The 24564-nt window shown below is 72.5% G+C and carries 18 protein-coding genes and 1 riboswitch; of the genes, 10 read left to right on the top strand and 8 right to left on the bottom strand.

The features are described 5' to 3' along the window. Positions 1-238 precede the first annotated feature (238 nt). The 7 genes from ACZ5AJ_RS00145 to ACZ5AJ_RS00175 all read right to left on the bottom strand — a co-directional run bounded on the left by ACZ5AJ_RS00145 (position 239) and on the right by ACZ5AJ_RS00175 (position 8538). Complete coding sequence (locus ACZ5AJ_RS00145) at positions 239-2023, bottom strand: hypothetical protein (RefSeq protein WP_464136097.1); 1785 nt, start codon at positions 2021-2023, stop codon at positions 239-241. Between the two features lie 124 nt (positions 2024-2147). Beyond that, a complete protein-coding gene (locus tag ACZ5AJ_RS00150; RefSeq protein WP_464136098.1) occupies positions 2148-3071 on the bottom strand; it encodes an Ltp family lipoprotein in 924 nt (307 codons plus the stop codon). 667 nt (positions 3072-3738) lie between these two features. Further along, positions 3739-3975, bottom strand: a complete 237-nt coding sequence (locus ACZ5AJ_RS00155) for an addiction module protein (protein ID WP_464136099.1) — start codon at positions 3973-3975, stop codon at positions 3739-3741. Between the two features lie 138 nt (positions 3976-4113). Next, the gene (locus ACZ5AJ_RS00160; protein WP_464136100.1) at positions 4114-4671 is read right to left on the bottom strand and encodes a YdeI/OmpD-associated family protein; all 558 of its coding nucleotides are present in this window, start codon (positions 4669-4671) and stop codon (positions 4114-4116) included. Between the two features lie 173 nt (positions 4672-4844). Then, entirely contained in the window at positions 4845-5420 is a 576-nt protein-coding gene (locus ACZ5AJ_RS00165) for an HdeD family acid-resistance protein (protein WP_464136101.1), read from the bottom strand. A gap of 195 nt (positions 5421-5615) precedes the next feature. Further along, on the bottom strand, positions 5616-7607 hold the full coding sequence (locus ACZ5AJ_RS00170; protein WP_464136102.1) for a glycosyltransferase family protein: 1992 nt from the start codon (positions 7605-7607) through the stop codon (positions 5616-5618). A gap of 94 nt (positions 7608-7701) precedes the next feature. After that, positions 7702-8538, bottom strand: coding sequence for an SDR family NAD(P)-dependent oxidoreductase (locus ACZ5AJ_RS00175; protein ID WP_464136103.1), 837 nt, complete (start codon positions 8536-8538; stop codon positions 7702-7704). Between the two features lie 77 nt (positions 8539-8615). Here ACZ5AJ_RS00175 and ACZ5AJ_RS00180 point away from each other — a divergent pair, with 77 nt between their 5' ends. The 6 genes from ACZ5AJ_RS00180 (at position 8616) to ACZ5AJ_RS00205 (ending at position 16068) form a co-directional block, all read left to right on the top strand. Beyond that, positions 8616-9428 (top strand): SDR family oxidoreductase, encoded by an 813-nt coding sequence (locus ACZ5AJ_RS00180; RefSeq protein ID WP_464136104.1) that lies wholly within the window; start codon positions 8616-8618, stop codon positions 9426-9428. Continuing rightward, the gene (locus tag ACZ5AJ_RS00185) at positions 9425-10297 is read left to right on the top strand and encodes a FadR/GntR family transcriptional regulator (protein ID WP_464136105.1); all 873 of its coding nucleotides are present in this window, start codon (positions 9425-9427) and stop codon (positions 10295-10297) included. Before ACZ5AJ_RS00180 ends, ACZ5AJ_RS00185 begins: the two co-directional genes overlap by 4 nt. 193 nt (positions 10298-10490) lie before the next feature. Continuing rightward, positions 10491-12062 carry a polysaccharide deacetylase family protein gene (locus ACZ5AJ_RS00190; protein WP_464136106.1) on the top strand — a complete coding sequence of 524 codons (1572 nt, stop codon included), beginning with the start codon at positions 10491-10493 and terminating at the stop codon, positions 12060-12062. A gap of 520 nt (positions 12063-12582) precedes the next feature. Next, entirely contained in the window at positions 12583-12849 is a 267-nt protein-coding gene (locus ACZ5AJ_RS00195; protein WP_464136107.1) for a hypothetical protein, read from the top strand. A gap of 147 nt (positions 12850-12996) precedes the next feature. After that, a complete protein-coding gene (locus ACZ5AJ_RS00200) occupies positions 12997-15078 on the top strand; it encodes a hypothetical protein (RefSeq protein WP_464136108.1) in 2082 nt (693 codons plus the stop codon). A 228-nt stretch (positions 15079-15306) separates the two neighbouring features. Continuing rightward, on the top strand, positions 15307-16068 hold the full coding sequence (locus ACZ5AJ_RS00205) for a DUF6270 domain-containing protein (RefSeq protein ID WP_464136109.1): 762 nt from the start codon (positions 15307-15309) through the stop codon (positions 16066-16068). 68 nt (positions 16069-16136) lie between these two features. Here ACZ5AJ_RS00205 and ACZ5AJ_RS00210 read toward each other — a convergent pair whose 3' ends face one another. Further along, positions 16137-17339, bottom strand: coding sequence for an Ig-like domain-containing protein (locus tag ACZ5AJ_RS00210; RefSeq protein ID WP_464136110.1), 1203 nt, complete (start codon positions 17337-17339; stop codon positions 16137-16139). A 130-nt stretch (positions 17340-17469) separates the two neighbouring features. Between ACZ5AJ_RS00210 and ACZ5AJ_RS00215 the strand changes: the two genes are divergently transcribed. The 4 genes from ACZ5AJ_RS00215 (at position 17470) to ribD (ending at position 24547) form a co-directional block, all read left to right on the top strand. Beyond that, positions 17470-18627 carry an AAA family ATPase gene (locus tag ACZ5AJ_RS00215; RefSeq protein WP_464136111.1) on the top strand — a complete coding sequence of 386 codons (1158 nt, stop codon included), beginning with the start codon at positions 17470-17472 and terminating at the stop codon, positions 18625-18627. A gap of 125 nt (positions 18628-18752) precedes the next feature. Further along, on the top strand, positions 18753-20150 hold the full coding sequence (locus ACZ5AJ_RS00220) for a DUF58 domain-containing protein (RefSeq protein ID WP_464136112.1): 1398 nt from the start codon (positions 18753-18755) through the stop codon (positions 20148-20150). An 8-nt stretch (positions 20151-20158) separates the two neighbouring features. After that, positions 20159-22957: a transglutaminase TgpA family protein gene (locus tag ACZ5AJ_RS00225; RefSeq protein WP_464136113.1), complete on the top strand. Its 2799-nt coding sequence runs from the start codon at positions 20159-20161 to the stop codon at positions 22955-22957. 162 nt (positions 22958-23119) lie between these two features. Further along, a riboswitch (FMN riboswitch) is annotated at positions 23120-23247 on the top strand. A 163-nt stretch (positions 23248-23410) separates the two neighbouring features. Beyond that, positions 23411-24547 carry a bifunctional diaminohydroxyphosphoribosylaminopyrimidine deaminase/5-amino-6-(5-phosphoribosylamino)uracil reductase RibD gene (gene ribD, locus ACZ5AJ_RS00230; protein WP_464136114.1) on the top strand — a complete coding sequence of 379 codons (1137 nt, stop codon included), beginning with the start codon at positions 23411-23413 and terminating at the stop codon, positions 24545-24547. Positions 24548-24564: the final 17 nt, after the last annotated feature.

Consider the following 24564-nt stretch of genomic DNA (forward strand, 5'->3'; position numbering starts at 1 on the left):
GCAGCTGCCATGGGCATCGACGCGCTGCGACCGGGGCGCCAGCGGGTAAGGCGCGCCTCACTCAAATGTGACGCAACGGAGTTGCGCAACCCTGGAGCGGTTGACTCATGAGATACGCCACCCTGCGTTGACCTGCAACGATGTCAGGGATTGTGACGCTTTGGACCGATTCGTCCGGGGGTGCGGTGTCGTCAGGCCACCGCGGCCTCCGCCCTGCCGGTCGGCTCAGGTCGCATGCTCAGGCTGCCGGGTCGAAGCGCAGGACGGTGACGGTGCCGGGGTCGCTCGTGACTGCGAGGGACTGCGTCGACGAGAGGGGCGCCTCCGAGAACTCGTCCGAGAGCGCGGCGGGAGCGGTCAGAGTCGAGGCCTGCGCATCCAGCGACTCGCCCGCGAGGCGGGAGCCCTCAGTGAGGGTCCAGCTGTCCGGGGCGTCGTCCGGGAGACCGGAGGGGGCGGTGAGGTCCACGGGGACCGCGCCGCCCGCGTCGTCGGTGCCATCAGCGCTCGCCGGATCGCGGAGGTCGACGATCACCGCGGTGAAGGAGCCGTCGTCGCCGTAGACGCCATGGACCATGATCGAGCCGTCGCCGTCGCCGTCGCCGCTGTCGCCGGGCCCGCCCGTGACCTCCGGGGTGAGGACCTGGCCGTCGGGAAGGTGCCCGAGCTGCATGAGGGAGAGGTAGCTGGTGCGGCCCGCAGTGATCAGGCCCGGGTTCTCCAGGGTGCCGGTCGCGCAGATCGAGCTCATCGGGGCGCCGCCCTGGCAGGCCTGCAGCGTGGAGTGGAAGGCGATCCGCTCCGCGCCGGACTCGGCGGCGGTGAGCGTGAAGTCCGTCGTCCACAGCGCCTGCGCATGCGTGCGGGAGGTGTCGTTGGTGCCCTCGCAGGACGTCGGCCCCGTCTCCTCCATCCACAGCGGCAGGCCCCCGCCGTCGGCCGAGCCTGCGCCGTCGGCGGCGACCTCGTCGGCCATGCCGACGATCTCCCGGGTGCGCTCGCGCAGAGCCGGGGAGGTGAGATCCTCGAGCGTCGGGTTCGCGATCGAGTCCTCGGGACCGTCGCAGTCCCACAGCGGATACCAGTGCATCGTCAGCGCGGCAGTGTTCGGCAGATCGGCATCGAGGAAGGCGCGCATCCACGCGGTGTCGTAGGCGCCCGGGCCCGCGACCGGGATGCCGGGAGAGGCCTCCTCGAGGGCCGCCGAATACTCCGCGAGGGAGGTCTGATAGGCCTCGGTGCCCCAGCTCTCGTCGCGCACCGCGAGCTGCATCTGGTTCTCGTGGAAGAAACCGTTGGGCTCGTTGCCGATCGCGACCGCCAGCAGACGCTCCCCGAAGGCCTCACGGGCATGGGCGGCCATGTCGGCGGCGCGCTCGGGATCGTCGTGGCCGAGGTCCAGATCGATCGTGACCAGGGCATCGACATCATCGGCGACCGCGGCGACCCGCTCGAGATCCTCCGGGGTCACGACGACCTCCGCCCAGTCCGGTGCGGGCTCGTCGGACGAGGTCCACCACATGCGCCGATCCACGCCGTTGCCGCCGAAGCGCAGCGCCGGGGACTCGAGCTCGGCAAGCATCAGCGTGAGGTTCGAATGCTCCGAGTCCCACAGCGGTGACGCCAGCTCGGTCGCGTCGAAGCTCAGACCGATCGTCCCGCCGATCCGCGAGGCCCCCTCCTCGAGGGAGAACGAGGCGGAGACGGTCTCGCCGTCGGCCTCCGACAGCGGCGTCAGCGCCAGCAGCCCGGGATCGTCGTCATAGCCGGGGATGTCCGTGAGGGTCCAGGGATCCGGGGCGGCCGACGCGCCGTCGGAGGCTCCCGAGCCGCCGGTCCCGTCGGCCCCGTCGGACGCCGCGGTGCCGCTCGAGCCGGAGCTGCCGCGGAAGAAGCCGTCGGCCCCGAACAGGACCGCGGGACGGCCCGACACCGTCCCGACCACGAACAGCACGACCGCCACGATGGCCGCGGTCAGCGCGATCGAGGAGAAGGAGGCGCGCCGACGATCGTCCCTGCTCACGGATTCCCCTCTCCGGCGCCGACGGCCCGCGCACAGGGACCATGATGCCCTGTGCGCGGGCCGTCGGGAGGAGGCTGCTGCACAGTCGGCCTGCAGCACCAGCCTGCGGAGTCAGCCCGCTGCGTCAGTCATCCAGGTGCTCGATCGCGTAGTCGGCCTGCTCCTGGGTGAACTGGTCACCGTACTCGGAGGTCAGCTGGTCCCGGATCGCCTCCGGGGACATGTCCATCAGCTCCTGGTACGTCTTCGCGGACTCCAGCGCGTTGGCGTTCCAGTCGGCGTCGATGGTGTCGACCGCGTACTGCGCCTCCTCAGCCGTGAACTGCTCGCCGTACTCCGAGGTCAGCTGGTCGTAGAGGCCCTGCTTGGACATGTGCATCGTCTCCGAGTACGACTCGGCCGACGCCAGGGCGTTCGCGTTCCAGTCGACCTCGATGGTGTCGATCGCGTACTGCGCGGCCTCCTCGGAGAACTGCCCGCCGTACTCGGAGACCAGCTGGTCGTAGATGCCCTGCTTGGACATGTGCATGATGTCCGAGTAGCTCTCGGCCTGGGAGAGGGCCGAACGGTACTCGGTCGGCACGTCCTCCTCCGCCGGTTCGTCGGCTGCCTCTTCCGCTGGCTCGTCGGCGACCTCCTCTGCGGGCTCGTCCGCGGGCTCGTCCGCGGCGTCCGCGTCGGCGGGCTCAGCGTCCGCCTGCTCGTCCGCGAGGTCGTCCTCCGCGGCCGACGGGGACCCGTCGGCCGCGGACTCCGCCGACTCCGCCGTCGACGAAGAGGCGGTGGAGGGGGACTCGTCGTCCCCGCCGGAGAGCACGATCGCCGAGCATCCGGCGATGACGATGATGAGCAGCACGATGAGACCGCAGCCCATGCCGATGATCTTCAGCGGGCCGCGCTTCTTCTTCGGCGCCGCAGGGGCAGGCTGCCCGGGGGCGCCGCCGCCGTACTGCGGGGCGGCACCGTACTGCGGGGCGGAGCCGAACTGCGGGGCGGCCGGCTGGGACGCGTCGGGCCGCGACGGATCGGGGGAGGACGGGGAGGACATGGACGTCTCCTTCAGGAAGAGGGCAGGCTCGCGCCGGCCCGATGGGGTGGGGGATGCGCGTCCCGGGGGAGACGGGTGCGCCGATCCGGCGACGGCTCATCGCTCGAGGCTCATGCCTCGGGCGTCATGCCACTGATGTCAGAGCAGGGGAGAGCAGCGCCGCAGGAGGAGTGGGGGCTCGCGGGTCAGGCGAGCGGCCGGCCGCTCATCCGGTCGACGCGCGGGAGCGCGCGGAGGAGAGGCGTGCCGGGTTCCTGCGACGGCGTGCGCCGTGGGCGCAGTCGCGGAAGGTGCAGCCGCGGAAGGTGCAGTCGCGGAGCGTGCAGGCGGGAAGGGCTCTGCGCCGTGGACGGGTTGCGTGCACGCGTCACCTCGGGGTGTCGGACGGGTGGACCAGGAACACGCTCAGGCTATGGACGGGGTCCGACATTCGAAGGGCCCGGCCCGTCCCCGCTCAGCGCACCCCTCCCAGCGCGCCGTGTGTCCGCGAGGTGGCGCTCCGCGGCCGGCGGGGGCCCATCGGCCGCGGACTCCGTCGTCGACGAGGAGTCGAGGCAGCCCAGGTGCAGGCACTTGTGATGGTGCGCGTCTGCGCAGTTCCAGTCCAGCGCCGCCTTGGCGCGTTCGGATCAGGCGACGGCTTCGCGGTGTTCCCGCTGGGGCAGGGTCATTCGGTGAGTGAGGCACGCAACCGGGCGTAGTGCTCGTCTGCATCCACCAGCTCGACGGCACCGGCGCGCACCTCGGCCAGTCGACGGGACGCCTCGGCACGCCAGGCAGCATCGACATCGCTCGGGGCGTCTGCATCGTGGAGGCTCTCGAGCAGAGCATTGGCGACGACCGCGCGCTGATCGGCGTCGAGCGCGAGGCCGTCTCGAATCAGAGTCGCGGTGTCCGGTGTCATGTTTCCCAGTGTGTGTCCATGCGCCGAGAATCCCCCGGAGCTGCTTCTCGGCCAGTGGGCGCCTCGCCTACGAGCAGGCAGCGGAGGTCGTCGGCTTCGACGTGGGTCGTGCACGCGGGCAACGCGTCGACGGGCGGCTCACTCCAGGCCGATGAGCTTCCCGCTGCGAGCCAGCTCGGGATCCGTGCAGGAGGAGAGGTCGAAGCAGCAAGGGCGGCGCTTGCCATGACGCATCTTGTCGATCGACACGTCGACCCGCTTCGCGCGCGTGGCCTCGCTGCGCGTCGCCCCCACCCAGCGCACCCACTCCCAGCGCGCCATGGGGGTGATGTCCGCCCAGGTGTCCTGGACGTCGGGGGCGGCCTCGATCGCGGCACCGAGATCCGCGGGGACCTCCGGCTCGGGCCACGCCTTGGTGGGCGTCAGCGAGATCTCGACCTCGTCGCCCGCAGCGAGACCCAGGGTGCTGCGCAGCTCGTCGTCGATGCTCAGCCAGTGCCCCCGTCGGCCGTCGGGCTCGATCACCAGCGCCAGCTCGTGGCCGTTCAGCGCGGCCTCCGCGGCGACCTGACCGCGCGAGGGCAGCTGTGCGCTGGTCCCCTCCGGCAGCGGGATGATCAGCCTCTCGCCGACCTGCACCGCGGCAGCGCGCGCGGTGATCGTCGGTGCAGGCTCTGCAGTCTTCTTCGCGGCCATGGCGGGTTCCTCGCAGGGGGAGATCAGGACGAGAGGGGCGGCACCAGCCTACGCCGCAGCAGACAGCAGACAGCGGACAGCGGACAGCGGACGCAGCGTCGCTGCGCCCGCTGTCGGTGCTCGGACTGTCAGCGTCCGGACCGTTCGTGCCCGGACTGTTCGCGCCCTGTCGATCAGGCGACGCGGTCGCGCACCCGCCCGAAGGCGAAGGCGCGCACGATGTTCACGATGCCCTGGACCACGAGGAAGATGCCCAGCAGCCAGAACATCACCAGCATCGCGTACAGCGGGGAGAACAGCAGGATGACACCGGCGATGATGCTGAGGATCGCGAAGATGATCGGCCAGGCCTTCGAGGTGAAGTCCCGCACCGTGGTCAGTGCGACGATCCCCTCGACGATCCACATGATGCCGACCAGGATGCCGAGGAACACGCCCAGGCTTGCAGCGGTCAGCCCCAGGTTCGAGAAGGCGATGATGCCGGCGATGACGAACAGGACGCCGAGCACGATGTGGCCGACGCGCGACCAGCCGCCTTTGTACGTGGAGAAGATGCCCGAGGCGGCGTACACGAGACCCGTGACGATCGCGTAGATCGCGATGATCGCCGCGACGACCATGGCGCTCTTCCCGGGCCAGACGAGGATCAGGATTCCCACCACGAGGGCGGCGACGCCGCCGATCCCGATGGCGATGCGGATGGCGTTGGTAGCGGACTGGGCGATGCTGCTGGTCGACGTGAGAAGCAACCGATCTGTGCGGGAGAGCGGACCCGGCGTCGGCCGCTGAGCGACATGCGGCCGCAGGACGGCGACCGCACGAGAGCGGTCGCCGAGGAGCGGTCGCAGGGCACCTTCGCCGACGCGCTCCCTCAGGCTAATGCCCTCTGGCCAGGACGGCGAGGGTCTTCTGTCCCGAGCCGCCATCTCCTCCGGCGCGGGATCTCAGATCATCACGTGGGCGTCGCCGCGGCCGAACCAGGCGACATCGGCGCTCGCCAGGAGCTCCCGATCGCCCACGGACCAGGCGTGCCCGCCGGCCTCGCCATGACGCATCTGGGTGAAGTTGAAGCGGTCGGCCGAATAGATGCGACCGCCGTCCGCGGCGACCGCCTCGAGGAACCCCGTGTCCTCCCCGCGGGAGACGTCGGCGAAGGGATGCGCGGCGAAGACGTCGCGGCCGGCGGTGATCGTCGGCCCCATGACGCGATCGCTGAAGCGATGCTCCATCCACGGGAAGCGCAGCAGCGTCGCATCGGCGCCGACCAGATGCATGTAGTGCGCGTGCTTGCCCACGACGTCGGCCCCCGAGAACTCGCGCGCCCGCAGCAGATCGTGCAGATACATCTCGCCGTACAGGTCGTCATCGTCCATCTTCGAGCAGACCTCGCCGTCGGCCCGCTCACGCGCCGCATTCAGGCACGCGCCGAGCGTCCACTCCGACGGGGCCGACATGACCACCACGTCCCGGATGCCCAGCTCGCGAGCCATCTCACCGATCCGAGGATCAGCCTCGAAACCATGCGTGACCAGCAGCAGCTGACGCTGGACGCCCTTTTGCCGGCCCACCTGGGCGACCAGGTGCTCGAGCTGCCCGGGACGGTTCGTCGCCGCCAGGACGCTCACCGTCGGCAGCCCCGCCCCGCCCACCAGGCCTCGCCGGCCGGCGACCTCGGAGGCGCGCTCGCCGAGACCCACGGACTCCAGCACCTGCCGGGCGCGATGGGTGTAGGTGTGCTCGTGCCAGATGCGCCGCTGCGCGAGGTGCACGGTGCGATCACGCAGCGCGGGGGAGCGCACGAACGCGCGTACCAGGTGCTTCGCATCCTCGCGGGAGGTCGCCACCGGCACCTCGTCGTCGGAGAAGAAGTCGCCGATCGCCGGGGACGGCGCCGAGACCACCGGCGTGCCCGAGGCGGAGATCTCGAAGATCCGTCGCGCGCACATCGACGGGCTCGTCACCACCGAGTTCACGTTGAGGAACACCTTGTACGCCTTGTAGGCGGTGAGCATCCGGTCGTAGTCGAGGGAGCCGACGACGCGACCGGCGAGCTCACCGGGGAACTGGTAGCGCTCGTCGTCGCCGAGGAAGCGGGAGAAGATCTCCAGCCCCGTCCCCCCGTCCTTCTCCATCGCGGCCGACGCGTCCAGCGCCCCGCCCAGCAGCATGTCCATCTGCTCGCGCCGTTCGGGGAACTTGTGCGCGAAGTACATGCCCGCGAAGGCGACGTCCCGCGCCTGGTGGCCGTGCCGCGGACGGATCGGGTTGTGCACCGCCGACTGCGCGGCGAACGGCAACACCGCGATCCGGTCGTGCCCCAGCTCCTCCCGATACCGCTCCAGCAGCGTCACGTCGGTCGTGAAGACCTGGTCGAACAGGCGGGCCGTCGGCAGGAAGTCCTCGAAGTGCGGCGGATCCTCCTTGTTCCAGAAGACCGTGGGGATCCCCTGCTCACGGCAGTGGGCGACCAGCTCGCGCAGCGGCTCGGTGGGAGCCTTCGACCCGGTCAGGTGGTACTGCCAGGCGTCCTTGTTGCCGTGCCAGGCGGACTCCACCAGCAGCAGGTCCACCGGGTCCTGCGCCAGCTGCTCCCTCCAGGCCGACGGCGTCACCGCCACTGTCTCGAGCTCGTAGGACCACGCCAGCATCGAGAAGTCGTCGAGGATCACCGCGGCGCGCAGGCCCGGCAGATGCCGCACGTCCTCAGGCAGCTTCGCCGCCGGGAAGGTGAGCCGGCCCTCGTCGTCACGGCTCCCGAGCCCGTCGCCGACACCGTAGGAGGCGGTGCGCCGACGCCGGCTCCAGGTGCGCAGCTGGGCGACGCCGCCCTTGCGCAGATGCCACAGCGCGGTGCGCAGATCCTTCACGACCGACGAGCCGGCGCGGGCCGACGAGCCGTCGGAGGGCGACGCGGACGACGCGGACTGCGAGGGCATCAGGACCTCCGAGGGGGACGCGGATGGGGCTTGATCACCCTATATGCGTCAGCGCATACACCGTTGCGCTGGCGAACCGACGCCGCGCCGCTGGTCAGCGGCCGTGGGCGCGGGCGGGGATCTGGGTGGCGAGCTTGCCGCCGGAGACGTCCAGCAGGGTGCCGGTGATGTAGGAGGCGGCATCGGAGGCCAGGAAGATGAGCAGGTCGGCGACGTCGTCGGGCGCCTCCCAGCGGCGCAGCGAGAGCGTGTCCATCAGCCGGTCCTGCTCCTCCTGCGGCATGTCAGCGAAGCCGTTCATGGCCGTCGGGACCATGCCCGGGGCATAGGCGTTCACGGTGATGCCCCAGGGACCGAGCTCCGAGGCCAGCACCCGCGTCAGCTGCACCACCGCCGACTTCGAGGCCGCATAGGCGGCGCTCGCGACGCTCGGCACGATCGCCGCGAACGAGGCGGCGTTCAGGATCCGCCCCCGCCCGGCCGCCTGCATGATCGGGGCGACGGCGCGGCTCATGAGGAACACGCCGCCGACGTTCACGTCGAAGCACGCGCGCCACCGCTCCCAGTCGAGCTCCGCCACCTGCCCCACCACATTGATGCCGGCGTTGTTGACCAGCACGTCGATCGTCCCGTGCCGGCGCACCGCCTCGTCGACCGCGGCCTGCACCGAGACGGGATCGGCGACGTCGCACACCAGCTCCTCGATCGGATGCCGAGGTCCGTCGGCGTGGGCTGAACCGCGGTCGCCAGGACCGCCGCCGGCCGGACCGCCGTCGCCCGGGCCGTCGTCGGCCGCACCGCCACCGGGGAAGGCGAGGTCGAGCGCTATCACCCGCGCTGCCTCCGCTGCGAACCGCTGCGCGATGACCGCACCGATGCCCTGGGCCGCGCCCGTGACCAGGACGACCCTCTCCCTCAGATCCAGCTCCATCGCCCGTCCCTCCGGTTCGTCCGCGTCGTCGTCGGCCGTCCTCGATCGACGCCTCCAAAAAGCATACTATTGCGGTCATGGATGCCGCCGCCCCGCAGCCCCGTACCCATCAGCCCGCAGCTCAGCGGCCCGCAGCTCAGCGGTCCCGCGTTCCGGAGCCTCGCCGGGACCCGTCCCCGCGCACGCTCTGGATCACCGGCGGCGGCAGCGGGATGGGGCGCGCGAGCGCACTGGCCGCAGCCCGTGCGGGCTGGAGGGTCGTCGTCAGCGGGCGGCGCCGCGAGGCGCTCGATCAGGTCGTCGACGAGATCGCGGCCGGCGGCGGGACGGGCCTCGCCCTGCCGCTCGACGTCCGCGATCGCGAGGCCGTGGCCGCGACGGTCGCGCAGATCGTCGGGCGCTTCGGGGGTCTCGACGCCGTCGTCCTCGCCGCCGGGCTGAACGCCCCGCGCCGACGCTGGGACGACCAGGACATGGATGACGTCGAGGCGATCATCGGCACGAACCTCACGGCCCTGGCCATCGCCGTCGACGCGACCCTGCCGCACCTGCGCCGCCGTCGCGACCTCGTCGTCGCGATCTCCTCCTATGCGGGCTGGTCGTTCCAGCCGGGCGCCGGGGTCGCCTACTCGGCCAGCAAGACCGCCGTCGGATCGGTCGTGCGCACCCTGAACCAGCAGGAGGCGGCGCACGGGGTGCGCGCCTGCCACCTGTGCCCGGGCGATGTCGCCACAGACTTCCTCGAGCAGCGGCCCGAGGTGCCCGACGCCGAGGCCCGCGCCGTCATGCTCACCCCCGAGGACATCGCCCGCACCGTCGCCTTCGTGCTCGACTCCCCGCCGCACGTGCGCATCGACGAGCTCGTCGTCTCGCCCGTCTCCCAGGCATGAGCGCGGGGCCGACGGGTGGGGCTGCGCCGTCGGGCGGGGCAGCGCCGACGGGCGGGGCAGCGCCGACGGGCGGGGCTGCGCCGACGGGCGAGGCCGGGCCGACGGGTGGGCCCAGGTCGACGGCGTTCGCGCGGGCTCTCGAGCAGCTGGGGCGCGCGATCGTCGACGGCGAGCTGCCAGCCGGGCACATCGACACGGTCGAGGGGTTCGTCGAGCGCACCGGCGCCTCCCGCAGCGTCGTCCGCGAAGTGACCAGGGTGCTCGGGACGCTCGGGATGCTGCACGCCGGGCGGCGCATCGGCCTGCGGGTCCTCCCGCGCGAGCACTGGGACGTGCTGGACCCGCACGTCATCCGCTGGCGCATGGCCGGCCCCGAGGAGGATGCCGCCGCGGCCGCCGACGAGCTGCGCGCCCTCCGCCACGCCATCGAGCCCGCCGCGGCCGCCGCCGCAGCCAGGGCGGTCCGCGACCTCAGTGCGCAGGACGAACGAGCAGGGGTCGAGAGATCGGGGGGCGAGCGAGCAGCGGACGAGCAAGCAGGGGAGTCACGGGGGAGGAGCCTCGCGGCCCTCGAGTCCGCTGGCCGCGCGCTCGCCGACGTGCCGCCCGGTGCCGAGGCGGAGAGCTTCCTCGAGGTCGACCGTGCGGTGCACGCCGCGATCCTCGAGCTCTCCGGGAACAGCGTGTTCATGCGCCTGGGAGCCGTCATCGACGAGGGGCTGCGCACGCGCGCCGTGCACGATCGGGCCGGGCTCCCGCCGGACCCGCACGACCTCGACCTGCACCGCCGAGTCGTCGGCGCGATCCTCGCGGGGGACCCGGAGGATGCCGCCTCCGCGATGCGGCAGATCGTGGAGCGCACCGCCTGAGGCCTGCGTCGCGCCTGGCAATCCGCGGAATCGCCGAGTCGGACGTCAGGGGCATCCGCGACAATGCGGACATCTCGCCCGCGTTCGGTGATTTGTGATCCGTGATCCGTGATCCGCAGGCGGGCAGGACGCGGGCGCAGCGGGCGGAAGCAGCGGGCGGAAGGCCCATGCGCCGAAGGAGGAGAGACCGCACATGGTGGAGGCGCGGCCATCCGGAGTCATGGTTCCGGAGGCCGAGGGCGGCGAGCCGATCAGCATCGCCGGGGTCCAGGAGCTGCGGGCGACGGGGGCGATCGCGAGCACGACCGTCGACGCCGGCCGGACCGGAAGGGTGCTGCTCGCCGCTGACATCGCCGCCGGGCTCGATGACGTCTTCACCCTCCCCGCCGATGAGTACACCATCCCGAACGCGGTCTCCGCGGCGCTCCTCGCGAACCTGCCGGAGAGGACCCCGGGGATCCTCGTCAAGCACGTCACCAGCGGGTCCCCCGTCGCCGCCGTCCGCTTCATGCCGCACCGCAGGGACTACGCCTGGGAGACGCAGACGCGCAGCACCACCGGGGACTGGATGGCGTGGCGGAAGGTGGGCGGCGATCGCCTGGAGCCGGAGGGCGCGGCCCCCGGCGCGGTCACGGATCTCGGGCATGCCCATGCCGTGCGGCGGGCGGTCTTCAGGCGCCGCCGCGGGGGAGCGATCGGCACCGGCGGACGGCCCGCGATCGCACTGCGCTGGGACCACGGTCTGGTGAGCTTCCGCGACAAGGTCCTCCCGGATCTGGTCCGCCTCGGCCTGCCCGGGGCGATGGCGATGAACTCCGCCGACAATCGGTGGCGGCTGTCGGAGTCCGCGGGGGTCACCCCCGCGGACCTCGCCAGGTGGGCCACGGACCATGGCATCGAGGTGTGGAACCACTCGCAGACCCACGGTGCTGCGGAGACCCTGGACGCGCTCACGCGGGAGATCGCGACGGGGCTGACGGACCTTCAGGCGAAGATCCCGACCGTCCCCATCGAGGGATTCGTGATCCCCGGCGTCCCCTCCGGGAACTACGCCGGCTTCTCCGCAGGCCAGGACATCTCCCGCTGGGACACGATGGCCGGCCGGCTCATCCTGGGCCACCATGCCGTCTCCAGCTCGCACATGCCCGGCACCGCCGGCCCCCTCGGCGGGGACCAGCCGATCCTCGGGAGGCAGCTGTCGATCGACCGCATGTCGCTCTCCTCGGTGAGAGCGGAGATCGACGACCTGATCGCCACCGGGCAGGGCTCGCTGATCCTCTTCCTGCATCCCTCGCAGCTGGACGAGCCCGGGAGGATCGCGAGCGCCGAGTACACGGCGGTCCTCGAGCACGTGGCGTCGAAGCGCGAGGCCGGCGACGTGGAGGTGCTGACGATGGGCGGGCTGTCCGTCGCGGACCAGGGCCGACCAGCACGACCGGCATATGCGCCGCTGCTGAACGCGATGCGGATCCCGCAGAGGCTCCGCCCGGGCGGAGCGGTCACGCGCGTGCGCTCGTTCACCTCGCGGCCGCTGTGGGCCCGGGGCGCGCCTCGCGAGATCATCGTGGACCTCGACGTGACCGCTGCAGGCACGGTGTCCCTCTCGACGGCCGACGCGACCGCCGTCACCTGGACGGTGGGCACAGGGGCGCAGACCCTCCGACGCCCGATCATCATCCCGATGAGAGCGACAGGGCTGTCCGTGTCCGTCACCTCCGGCACCGCGATCGCGACCGTCACCCAGGTCGCCGACTACCCGATCTGAGATCGTTCACGCTCGTCTGTCATGAATATGACAGACGTGTCCAACAAGCAATGTCCCAATCTCTCGGACGATATGTGTAGGGAGATACGCATGGTGATCGACACCGTGAGTCTGCTGCGGGAGCTCGACTTCACGATCACCGAGGGCTCCATGACCGGTACCTGGATGCTCGGCGCGCCCGACGGCTCCCGCTTCGAGGTGACGCCCATGCCGGCCACCGAGCGCCTGGACTCCCGGACCCTTCGCCGCAGCATCGCTCACCGGGATGTCCGCTCCCTGCCGCTCCTGGTGGGACGAACTGCCACTGCTGCGGTCCTCGACCGTGCGAGGAGCGGAGAGGCCGACGTGCTCACGGCGGAACCGACCCGGATCATCCATGCCGGCATCGAGCGAGAGGTGCCTGTACCGCAACGCATCCCCCCGAAGGGGGACTCCTGGACGTCCGGCCTGGGGGCGCTGGGCCGTCGAGCGATATCTGCTCCTGGCGAAGAGACCGGCTCGGCAAGCAGAGATCGCGGGCGTGCTGGGCATCTCGCAGCAGGCGGTCTCGCAGGCCGTGGCGCACCTCGGCTCGCTGGTCGTCGATCACGGGGACGGGCTGCGCGTCAGGGATCGGCGGTCGCTGCTCGATCGGTGGCTGGAGGAGTACGCAGGCCCGGGCGGCCTGGAGTTCGGCTGGTACAGCCTGGGCCCGGTCGGTGAGCAGGTCGCCGTGATGCCCCTGCCGCGCCACTTGGATCGGTTGCGCATGATGGCACTGATCGCGAAGCACGCGACCAGGCCCTGACGCCGGAGCGTCTCGGCGCGGGCTCTGAGGCGCTACCTCACGATGAACCGGCAACCCACCGGCGCGGCCTGCACGATCCTCGTGCCGGGGTGCCGTGCTCCGCCGACGGCGTTAGTGTGTCCCAGCCCGTCGGAAGGAACCCCACTCGTGCCATCTCTCCCCACCCCGCTGCGCGACACCGCGCGCACCGCCGCGCGCGACGCGCTGTACAGCCGTCCCTGTCGGGCGCTCGCGCGGGCCGTCGTCAGCGGCGGCGCCCTCGAGGGCGTGCGCCATGCGATCGAGGAGCGGGGACAGGGGGACATGCTGCGCCGGCTCGCCTCGCAGCCGCTCCCGCGGGGTCAGCACTACCTGCGCCTGACGATCACCGGCTGGAAGAAGCTCATCGGCCGGGAGTTCCGTCTGCTGCAGAACGGCGAGGTCGTCTACGGCAACCGGATCTCCGCTCCGCCGGAGGGGCAGCCGCTCGAGTACCGCAATATCGTCGTCGACTCCGACGACCCCGCCGACTTCGAGCTCGACATCCGTGCGAAGTTCAAGATCGCCGTCGGCCCCGGAGCATTCACCACCCCCGAGCAGGACTCCTACGACCGCCGCTATCACGTCCAGCAGCACAGGGGCCTGCACTACACGGTGCGGGGGAACACCGAGAACCCGTCCCGCCTGATCGTCACCTTCCCCGGGTTCCCGCCGAAGAACGCGCGCGTCTCCTATGCGGTCAGCTATCTCAAGGCCCTCACCGCCGAGGACCTCTCGGACACGCTCATGATCTGCTTCCAGGACCGCTACGGCGTCGCCGGCACCTACATGCTGTTCGACAACGCCGGCGCCCCGCTGCACGACCGGATCACCGCGACGATCACCGAGCTCATGCGACGCCACCGGATCCCCGAGCATGATGTGCTGCTGTTCGGCGCGTCCAAGGGAGCGTCGATCGCGGCGACCGCCGCCCGCGACCTGCCCGAGGCCCGCCAGGTGCTGGTGGTCCCGCAGATGAGCCTGCCCTACTACTGCGCGAAGCCGGTCCTGCGCCACGGGCTGTACCGGGACCGTCGGCTGTGGGACGCCGAGCAGCCGGGCGAGCTGCTGCGCGGCTACCTCGCCGAGGGCCGACGCATCGACTGGTTCTACACCGACAGCGACCAGGACTCGAACCTCTCGATGATCGAGTACACCCGCGATGCGCCGGGCCTGACGAAGCATCGCGTCGACGGCAAGCACGCCGCCGTCGCCAAGAAGTCCCTGCCCACGGTCATCGCGATGCTCCGCGCCTTCGCCGCGGGCGGGGCCCCGGAGGATCGGCCGACAGCGGACGGGCCGATGGTGGACGCGGTCTCCGGAGCCGCGGACGGGCCGACGGCGGAGCGCGCCGAGGAGCGCGACCCGCTGCCGCTGACCTGCACGGACCTGGCCGCGACAGTCCACGAGGACGGCGTCTCCTTCACGGCGACGCTCGACGTCCCGTCGGCCGACGGCGGTCCTGACGGCGACCTGCCGGAGGCTGCACTGCCGGGGCGAGCACTGCCCGAGGGCGCGAACGTCTACCTCGAGGGCGAGCTCGGCGGCACCCGCTTCCGCCAGCTCCTCACGCGCGACGCCGACGCCGACGTCTCCCGCACGTCCAGCTCGATCTCGTACTCGACGGGGCCCGCGCAGCGCCTGGACCCTGCTCTGCACCCGGCCACCTCGCTCACACGGATCGTCGCCTTCGACGGCGGGCCGCGGATGCTCGCCGGGGATCTCCCCGCGGTGCGGATCACCGGCGGGGACACCCCTCTTCCGACGGCGGCACCGATCCCCATGCCCGACGCCCTCGAGTGCACGACGGAGAGCCCCGCGCCCTACGCGCTGCTGGGCGCCTCCCTCAGACCGTCGACGCAGGTCACCTATGCCTCGTCCCCGGTCGACGCCGACGGCGAGGAGGTCGAGGTCGTCGTCGTGCCCGACGGCCCCGAGCCCCTGCTCGAGGCCGGCCTGCGCGCCCTGGAGCCCGGCGGCTCAGCGCCGCGGGCACGGTTCGTCGTCGCAGCCGACGGCACATGGCGGGACCTCGACCTGTTCGTGCGCCGGGCCGCGGTCGCCGCCCGCACGGATGCCGCGCGCGTCGTCCTCGCCGACCCCTCGGTCACCGACGCCCAGGTCTCGGCGCTCTCCGCGCTCTACGGCGTGGACATGGAGGTCGTGGACCGTCGGCCCGTGGCGGGCGCCGCAGCACGGCAGCGGGGCTGAGCGGGCTCCCCGCACGGAGAAGGCACCGCGCCCGGCACGGGAGGCGCCCATGTGATGTCCTGCCCAGTGGGGTTCCGCTCCCGTGCCGACCTGGGGCTGCGCGGGTAACCTTGCCGTCGTCCGGAACCCCAGAGGCCGGATCCCGGGAGGATTCCGGAGCGTGCACCCTCGGACCGATGCGTCGGTCTGCGCACCGAGCCTCCCGAGCCGCAGATCAGAAGGAAGTCCGTGAGCGAACCGGGAAGCAGCGGCACGCCGTTGCGCGTGACCGTGTACGGGAGCTGTGTCGCCCGCGACGCCGTGGATCTGGCAGGGCGGGACCGGCTGGTCGTCACCGACTACATCGCCCGGCAGTCCCTCATCTCCGCGGACACCGACGCCTCGGGACGCTTCCCCGAAGACGCCCAGGTCGCGCACCGCTTCCAGAAGCGCATGATGGAGGCCGACTTCGCGGGCGACCTCACCGAGCGGCTCGCCGCGGTCGCCGACCGCACCGACCTGCTGCTGTGGGACCTCACCGATGAGCGCCACGGAGTGCACGTCTTCGAGGACGGCACCGTCGTCACCCGCAGCATCGACCTGATGGCCGTCCCGGAGGTCCTCGAGACCGTCGACGGGGCGCGCCACATCCCCTTCGGCACCGACGAGCACTTCGAGCTGTGGGCGCCCCGCGCGACCGCGCTGCGCGACGCCCTCGTGAAGCTGGGACTGTTCGAGGCCACGGTCGTGCTGCAGGTGCCGTGGGCATTGGTCACGGCGGACGGCCGGGAGACGCCCGGCAGCATGGGCACCACGGCGGTCCAGGCCAACGAGTCCTACCGGCGCTACTTCGAGCTGCTGCGGGAGCTCGGCTTCCAGCTGCTGGAGCTGCAGCCCCTGGGCGTGCTCGCCGACCCCGACCATCGCTGGGGGCTCGCGCCCTTCCACTACACCCAGGACGTCTACGACGAGATCATCCGTCGCGTCCTCGAGGCCCGCAGCGACAGCTGACGCACTGCCCTGCGGACGCGCTGCACGGCAGCTGAAGTGCTGTCCGGCGGGTCAGCGGAGTCGGCGTCTCAGCGGCGACGGCGACGCTGCGTCCAGACGAGGGCCGCGCCCGCACCGATCAGCACGATCCCGGCCACTGCACCCGCGATGATCTCCGCACCGGTGTTCGCGAGCTCGCCGTCGGAGCCGTCCTCGGCGCCGTCGACCGTCGCGCTCCCTGACGTCTCCGTGCCGTCCTGGCCGCTCAGCGCAGCGAGAGCGCCTCGGACAGCGTCCACGGCGGCATCGGCCCCGGCCTGATCGGGGTCCTGCACGCCGTCGGCCGAGCCGTCATCCGTGCCCTGCCCCGAGCTGTCCTCCGAGCCCGTGCCCGCATCCGGCGGGCCGTCGTCGGAACCGGTGCCGCTGGCCTCCGTGCCGGTGCCGGTGGTCTGCGTCGCCGTCCCGGAGCCGTCGCCGTCGTCCGCCGGCTCTGTGGTGCCGCCGGTCTCGTCCGACCCCGTCGTCGAGCCGTCCGTGCCCTCGTCCGCACCGTCGTCCGTGCCGGTGCCGTCGGTGCTGCCTGTGCCCGTCTCTCCTGACCCGGCCCCGTCGTCGGACCCGGTGGGCTCCTCCGTCGGCACGTCCGTGGGATCGTCCGTCGGCCCCTCGGTGGGTTCCTGGGTGGGCTCGTCCGTCGGCTGCTCGGTCGGCTCTTCCGTGGGTTCTTCGGTGGGCTCCGCGGTCGGCTCCGCAGTCGGCTCCGCGGTCGGTTCCGCAGTCGGCTCGTCGGTGGGCTCTTCGGTGGGCTCTTCGGTCGGTTCCTCGGTGGGCTCTTCCGTGGGTTCCTCGGTCGGCTCCTCGGTGGGCTGCTCGACGGGCGCGGTGACGGTGAGCTCTGTGCTGGCGCCGCTGACCGGCTGGCCGCCGACCGTCGCGGTCACGGTGTGCGAACCCTCGGAGAGGGCGGAGGTCGAGTAGGAGACGCCGAAGCTGCCGTCGGAGTCGGTCTGCGTGTACGCGCCCGGGGCGCCGTCCACGAGCACCGTCACGTTCATCCGCTGCTCGGTGCCGAAGCAGGTGCCGGAGATCGTGGTGCCCTCGCCCTGCGAGACGGTCGAGGGGGAGGCCGAGATGTGCGGGGCCTCGCAGATGTCGCCGGCCGCCGCGGCCACAGGTGCCACGAGCGCCGTGGGGCCGGCCAGGACGAGCGCGGGGGCGCCGATGGCGGCCGCAGCGAGCAGCGCGCCCGCGCCGAGGCGCGCAGGGATCGTACGACGGGGGTGGGCCACGGAGACTCCTCTGGTCGACGATGCTCCGCCATACTCTATGTACTGGCGGGCGGCGCTGTCCGCCGCACAGTTCACATCGAGGGTGAACGTCGCATGACGACCCGCGGTGCCGATGGGCGAGGAGCACGACATGGCGCATCAGCAGGACGCGGGGTCCGAGAGGCCGACGACGACCGCCGGGACCACACCATCCGCACCGTACGGGGCCCCGCGCACCGGACGCACCGGCCGCCGCGCGCAGGCCTCCCCGCCCCACCGCTCGAGCGTCGCCGGGGCCACCGAGCGTGATGCCGACGCCTTCCGGAACGCGGCGCTGACCTCGCTCGACGAGCAGGAGGCCGAGCAGATCGCGACCACCGCCGATGCCGTCTGCACCGAGATCGGCACGGTCGTCGAGGGCAAGCAGCCGGTGGTCCGTCTGGCGCTGCTGGTGCTGCTCGCCGGAGGGCATCTGCTGATCGAGGACATCCCCGGCGTCGGCAAGACGATGCTCGCCAAATCGCTCGCCGCGGCCCTGGGTGCTTCTCGTCACCGCATCCAGTTCACCCCTGATCTCCTGCCCGGGGATGTCACCGGCGCGAGCATCTACAACCAGGCGACCGGACAGTTCGAGTTCCGCGAGGGCGCCGTGTTCACCCAGGTGCTGCTCGCCGACGAGATCAACCGCGCCTCCCCGAAGACCCAGTCCGCCCTGCTCGAGGCGATGGAGGAGCGGCAGGTCAGCGTCGACGGCATCACCTATGAGCTCGACGAGCCGTTCATGGTCGTAGCCACCGCCAACCCCGTCGAGATGGAGGGCACCTACCGTCTTCCCGAGGCGCAGCGCGACCGCTTCCTCGCGCAGACATCCATGGGATACCCGGTGCGCACAGCGGAGGCGCGCATGCTCGCCGTCCAGTCCGGCTCCGTGCCCGACGGGGAGCGCGATGTGCTCGGCGCCCTGCGCGCGCGCACCACGCCGGAGGAGATCGCCGGGCATGTGCGGGAGGTGCGCCGCGTCTATGCGGCCCCTGAGCTGCTGGACTACGTGGTGCGCCTGGCCGACGCCACCCGCTCCCACCAGCAGGTCGCCCTCGGTGCCTCGCCCCGCGCGGCCGTGCACCTGGTGCGCGCCGCCAAGGCCCGTGCGGTGCTCGAGGGGCGCCCGCACGTGATCCCCGACGACATCCGCGCCGTGATCATGCCGGTCTGGCGGCATCGTCTGCATCTGACCCCGCAGTCGCTCTCCCGCGGAGCGGGCTCCGGCGAGATCATCGAGCAGGTCCTGGACACCACGGGCCTGGCATGAGCCCGGGCAGGCTCCGCCGACGCGATCCGTCGAACCGCCGCAGGTCGTCGGGCCGTCGCAGTCCGGCGGACCGGCGGACTCCTGCGCCGCGGCGGCGCCGGGTGCTGCGGCCGACGCGACGCGGCGTGCTCGTCGCCGTGCTCGCGATCATGCTGTGGATCCTCGGCGACACCACCGACCTGGTCCCGCCGCGGGTCCTCGCCTCGGCGCTCCTGCTCATGCTGCTGATCGGGGCCGTGTGCATCCTGCTGGCGATGATCGGACTGCGGGGCGGCAGGCGCCTCGAGGACGATGCGGTCCCCGTCGGCGGCACCGCCCATGTCGACGCCGAGCTGGACCGCCGCAGCCTGTTCGCGCACCTGCCCCTGGGCCGCGGCGTCCTGCGGGCGCACCTGCCGACGGAGCTCGGCGGCACCGGCGACCTCCCGCTGCGCGCGCAGATGCCCCACGCCCTGCGCATCCAGCGCCGCGGAACCCATCCGCTGGGCCCGTACTCGCTGGTCGTGCAGGACGTCCTGGGGCTGTTCCATCTGCGCTGGACGGCCGACGACGGTCTGCGCGTCACCGGTCTGCCGCCCGTCACGGCGCTCGCCGGTCCCGCGGTGCGGGCCGCCGGGATCTCCCGCCGTGCCGGGGCCGACGCGCTCGTCGGCGGGGTCGGCGAGATCGGGCCGATCGCCCGCCCCTATGTCGCCGGCGACGAGATCCGCCGCGTCCACTGGAAGGCCAGCGCCCGCACCGGCCGTCTCATGACCCGCGAGGACGAGCCGGTCGCCGGCCAGAGCGCCGTCATCGTCCTGGACACCGGCCGCGGGGGAGCGGTCGACAGCGCGGCCGACGACCCGGGCGGCGCGGCGAGCACGGGCGGCAGGGACGGCACGGGCGGCAGGGGCGGTGCGGGCCGACGGGGAGCGGCCGGACGGGCCGCGGCCGACGCTGCCGAGGCCCGTCGCGACCTCGAGGACCGGGTGATCGCGCACGCCGCCTCCGTGCTCGAGAGCCTCGGCACCCACGGCTGGGAGGTGCGCGTGCTGGACGCCTCCGGCGACGAGATCACCCGTGCGCCCCGCCGCCGCTCCCAGGACGGCGCCTCGCCGGTGGGCCGCGAGGCCGACGCCGCCGGTCTGCGCGGGTCCCTGCTCGCCCTCGCCGAGGTCGACTTCGACGACGAGATCCCCGACGTCGTCGTCGGCCCCGACCATGCCGCCGGCGACACGGCCCTCGCGATCGCCCTCGGGATCGACGACGGCGACCCCTTCCACGGCCTCGAGCTCGACCGCTTCGCCGGCCGCGCCGCCCATCGCACCGCCGTCGCCATCCGCGCCGCGCAAGACCCGTCGGACGCGCAGGACCGGTCGGACGCGCAGGACCGGTCGAGTGCGCAGGACCCGTCGGACGCACCGGACCCGTCGGCCGAGGCGCCGGTCGTGAGCCGGCGCGGGGCCTGGACCCTCGTCCAGGGCACCGCCGAGGACGAGCTCGAGGACCTCCTCGCGCTGGCCGGGGAGCAGGTGCTCCGATGAGCCCGCTGATGGGACGTCCCGCGCTGCCCCGCACCCAGGCCGCCGCCCGCGGCCTGGTCCTCATGGCGGCCCTGCTGCTGGCGTCCGCGCCCCTGTCGCAGATCCTCGCCGGCTCCAGCTGGTTCGAGCTGGTCGCCGCCGGGACCGTGCCCGTCATCGCCGTCGGCGCCCTGCTGCGGCTCGCCGGCCTGCGCCCCGTGCTGGTCGCCGCCGTGCAGACGCTGACCGTGGCGGTCGTCGTCCTCCTCACCGAGCTGGCGCACGGCCTCGTCTCCCTCGGCGACGTCAGCGGCATCCTCGGGCGCCAGCCGGGCATCGTGACCGCAGCCGTCGGGGAGCTCGCCTCCGGGCTCGCGCCCCTCACGATCGGTGCCCGCGGCAGCGTGCTCGTGGTGCTGATCAGCGCAGTCGCCGCCCTCGCCCTGGATCTCATGCTGGTCGAGATGGGCTGGCACACGCCCGTCGGGATCCTGCTGATGGGGTTCATGCTCGTGCCCTCCCTGCAGGCGCCCGACGGCGGAGCCTGGTGGACCGTCGTCGGCCCGCTCCTCGGCGGGCTCATGGTGCTGGTCATCCGCACCGTCCACGCCGACCCTGCGATCGTGGTCGGCGAGACCCGCCCCCAGGCCGGGCCGCTGCCCCGCCCCCTGATCACCATCGGCGCGACCGTCAGCGCGGTGCTGCTGGTGGCCGGGCTCGCGCTGCCCGTCGCGGGGGTCCTCCCGCAGATCGCGCCCACCCGGGTCTCCCTCGACATCGACGTCGTCAACGCCTGGCGGAACACCGACGGCCAGGAGCTCGGCTCCATCGGCATCTCCGAGGACGCCTCGGTGCGCCGCACCCTCCTCCAGGAGGATCCCGTCGAGCTGCTGCGCTACACCACCGACGCGGAGACCCCGTCCTACCTGCGCATGCTCGTGCTCACCCGCTTCGACGGGGAGAGCTTCTCCGCCCCGGGCGAGGACGACGTCTCCACCCTCCCCGCCACCAGCTTCTCCGACGCCCGTCAGGACGGCCTCGCCGTCAGCGGCGACTCCTCCCTGCTGGACGACTACGAGCTGACCATCACCGAGCTGATGTCGATGCGCCTGCCCGTGCCCGAGGACCTCCGCTCGATCTCCAGCGACGTCCCCGCCGTCGCCGACGTCCTCTCCGTCGACGCGACCTCCGGGCAGGTCGCCCTGGCCGACTACCCCGATCTGACCGGCGCCGCAGCGGCCGACGGGGACTCCGGTGCCGACGGGGACTCCGGCGCTGACGGAAGTTCCGGGGCTGACGACGGATCTCCCGGCCGCCTGACCTCGGCCGCCGCCCTCACCTACGCCGTCACCGCCGAGGAGAACCCCGCCACCGCCGACCAGCTGCGCGCCGTCGCGCCGGAGACCGTCGGCATGCCCCTGGACGTCGGCTACCTCGTCGCCGACGAGGTCCCCGACGCCGCCAGCGAGCTCGCCGACGACCTCGTCGCCCAGAACGGCACCACCACCGCCTACGACACCGCCATCGCCTTCCAGGACTACTTCCGCACGAACTTCGACTACTCGCTGACGGTCTCCACCCCTCGCGGCGAGGACCCCCTCGAGTCGTTCCTCGCCGACCGCATCGGCTACTGCGAGCAGTTCGCCGTCAGCTTCGCGCTGATGATGAACTCCCAGGGCTACTCCACTCGCGTGGTCACCGGGTTCACCCCCGGCACCGTCGCCGGCGACGGCGAGCACGTCGTCTCCACCTCCAACGCCCACGCCTGGCCAGAGGTCTACTTCGGACCCGACTACGGCTGGGTCCGCTTCGAGCCGACCCCGGCCGCCGCCGGCAACGGCGTCTCCGCCCCCTCCCGCGATGCCTCCGACACCTCGGAGGACGATCAGCAGGATGCCGTCGCCCCGACCGCGGCCCCCGAGGAGGAGACCGCCGCCCCCGAGGACGAGCAGACCACCGCCGCCGAGGACGGGGACGAGCAGGCCGCCTCCGACGCCTCCGATGCAGGCTCGGACGGCGGCATCGACGCCGGCGCCGCAGCGACCGACGCCCTCCGCGGAGCCCTCGGCATCGGGATCCTCGCCGTCCTCGCCGCCCTCGGTGCCGCCGCCGCCGTCATCATCCTGCGTCGGCGCCGCGACCTCGCCCGGCAGTCCCGCTGGGTTGCCCTGACCAGCTGGGCCGAGGGCGCCGAGCGGCACGCTGGTGCTGGTGCTGGTGCTGGTGCTGGTGCTGGTGCTGGTACCGGTGCTGGTGGTGGCTCTGCTGACGTGCGGGGGCCGAGCGCGGAGGAGGTGCGCCGACGCGCCGGTCTGCTCGCATGGTCCGAGATCCAGGTCGAGCTGCACGGACGCCACCGCGCCGTCGCCTTCCTGGGCTGGACCGGGCTCTGGGGACGTCCGCCGCTGGATCCTCATCTGTCCGAAGCGCTTCCGCCTTCCGAGGCGCTCACGCAGCTCCTCGACGAGTTCGAGGCAGCCGGCGTCGAGGTCGACAACGACCACCGGCTCGCCGCCGCCCTCATCGGCTCCGCCTGCTCCGCCGCCCGCTACGCCGTCCCCACCTGGGTCCGGGCGCGGCGCGGGGAGCAGGCAGCCGTATCGTCGGCCGCGGACCCGGATGGAGACGCCGACGGCACTGGTGCTGGTGCTGGTGCTGGCGATGCTGCCGGGGCTGCCGGTGCTGCCGGGGCTGCTGCTGGTGTCGGCGGTGGCCTGCTGGATCGAGAGGGCGACGCGGTCGACGTGCAGATCGCCCGGGAGACCATCACCCTTCCGCTCCAGGCCGAGACCGATGTCCTCCTGCGCCTCATCCGTCGCTCCCGATAGACCCTTCGGCCTCGCAGGTCCAGCGCCCCCGCAGGTCCAGGAGCTCCAGCATCCCCACCAGCCCCGGCCTCCGCACCAGCCCCGGCAGGCCCGCGGCGTTCACACGCCGACCACTGCTCGACGGGCTCCCGGGCGGCGGTGCTACGCTCGCGGACGAATGAATCGCATTCTCCGGGGTCAGTGAAAGTCTGAACCGGCGGTGACAGTCCGCGACCCGGCTCCTTCGGGAGTCGGTTGACCTGGTGGAATTCCAGGACCGACGGTAAAAGTCCGGATGGGAGGAGATGCGGCGTCGGCCAGCTCGACGTCGGTGGCACTTCGGTGCGCACGGCGTCGTGCGTGCGGTCGGCGCCCCGCGCTCTGCGCATCGCCCCGGGACAGGTCTATCCCGGGAGGGCCATCATGCAGGCGCCTCGGACGTCACCGTCCGCCACCCCCCATGAGGTCGCTGCGATGCGGCGCGCCCTCGAACTCGCTGCACTGGGTCCTGCCGGTGACGCGAACCCGCAGGTCGGCTGCGTCATCCTTGCTCCCGACGGGACGACGCTGGCCGAAGGGCATCATCGTGGAGCCGGCACCGCCCATGCCGAGGCGGACGCGATCGCCGATGCCCGCCGCCGCGGCATCGACCTGCACGGTGCGACCGCCGTCGTGACCCTCGAGCCCTGCGACCACACGGGCCGCACCGGTCCGTGCAGCCGCGCCCTGCTGGAGGCGGGGGTGGCGCGGGTCGTCCATGCGCTCACCGATCCCGGGCGCAGCTCGAGCGGCGGGGCGAAGAGGCTGGTGCAGGCGGACGTCGAGGTCGTCGGCGGAGTGCTCGCCGACGAGGCGATGGCGCTGATCGGACCCTGGTACCGGCGTGCCGCCGTCGATGCCGTGCACCTGGTGCTGAAGACAGCGACCACGCTGGACGGCCGCATCGCCGCCGCCGATGGCAGCAGCCGATGGATCACCGGCGCCCCCGCTCGCACCCATGCCCACGCTGTGCGCTCCCGGACCGGCGCGATCATCGTCGGCACCGGGACCGTCGCAGCCGACGACCCCGAGCTGACAGCGCGGCTCGAGCCGGCGGCCGCGCCGTCCGCGGCTGGACCGACGACCGCGCCGTCCGTGGCTGGGACGGGGGCCGCGTTGTCCGCCGAAGGCCGGGCGGAGCTCGCCGGCTCGCAGCCGCTGCGGGTCGTCGTCGGCCGTCGCCCGGTGCCCGCGGACGCCGCCGTGCGCGGGCCACACGGGACAGGCGACCAGCTGGACGGAGGATTCCTGCAGGTCAGCTCCCATGACCCGGTGGATGCGCTGGTGGAGCTGGCCACCCGCGGGATCCACCATGCCGTGCTCGAGGGCGGGCCGACGCTCGCCTCCGCCTTCCTGCGCGCCGACCTGGTCGACGAGATCCACGCCTACATCGCCCCGGTCCTGCTCGGCGCCGGACGCGGAGCGGTCGGGGACCTGGGCATCGGCACCATCGCCGATGCCCGACGCTTCCGCACCGAGCGCGTCGAACGTCTCGGCGAGGACGTCCTGCTCATCGCCCATCGGGCGCCTGCCGACCTCACATCCACCAGCAGCGCAGACCAGCAGGCCTGACGGCCCCTCCCGGAAGG

This window comes from Brachybacterium zhongshanense, assembly GCF_055385755.1.

Coding starts and splice junctions, on each gene's coding strand:
- ACZ5AJ_RS00150 (WP_464136098.1), bottom strand. CDS start 3,071: ATGTCCTCCCCGTCCTCCCCCGATCCGTCGCGGCCCGACGCGTCCCAG.
- ACZ5AJ_RS00155 (WP_464136099.1), bottom strand. CDS start 3,975: ATGACACCGGACACCGCGACTCTGATTCGAGACGGCCTCGCGCTCGAC.
- ACZ5AJ_RS00160 (WP_464136100.1), bottom strand. CDS start 4,671: ATGGCCGCGAAGAAGACTGCAGAGCCTGCACCGACGATCACCGCGCGC.
- ACZ5AJ_RS00170 (WP_464136102.1), bottom strand. CDS start 7,607: ATGCCCTCGCAGTCCGCGTCGTCCGCGTCGCCCTCCGACGGCTCGTCG.
- ACZ5AJ_RS00175 (WP_464136103.1), bottom strand. CDS start 8,538: ATGGAGCTGGATCTGAGGGAGAGGGTCGTCCTGGTCACGGGCGCGGCC.
- ACZ5AJ_RS00180 (WP_464136104.1), top strand. CDS start 8,616: ATGGATGCCGCCGCCCCGCAGCCCCGTACCCATCAGCCCGCAGCTCAG.
- ACZ5AJ_RS00185 (WP_464136105.1), top strand. CDS start 9,425: ATGAGCGCGGGGCCGACGGGTGGGGCTGCGCCGTCGGGCGGGGCAGCG.
- ACZ5AJ_RS00190 (WP_464136106.1), top strand. CDS start 10,491: ATGGTGGAGGCGCGGCCATCCGGAGTCATGGTTCCGGAGGCCGAGGGC.
- ACZ5AJ_RS00215 (WP_464136111.1), top strand. CDS start 17,470: ATGGCGCATCAGCAGGACGCGGGGTCCGAGAGGCCGACGACGACCGCC.
- ACZ5AJ_RS00225 (WP_464136113.1), top strand. CDS start 20,159: ATGGGACGTCCCGCGCTGCCCCGCACCCAGGCCGCCGCCCGCGGCCTG.
- ribD (WP_464136114.1), top strand. CDS start 23,411: ATGCGGCGCGCCCTCGAACTCGCTGCACTGGGTCCTGCCGGTGACGCG.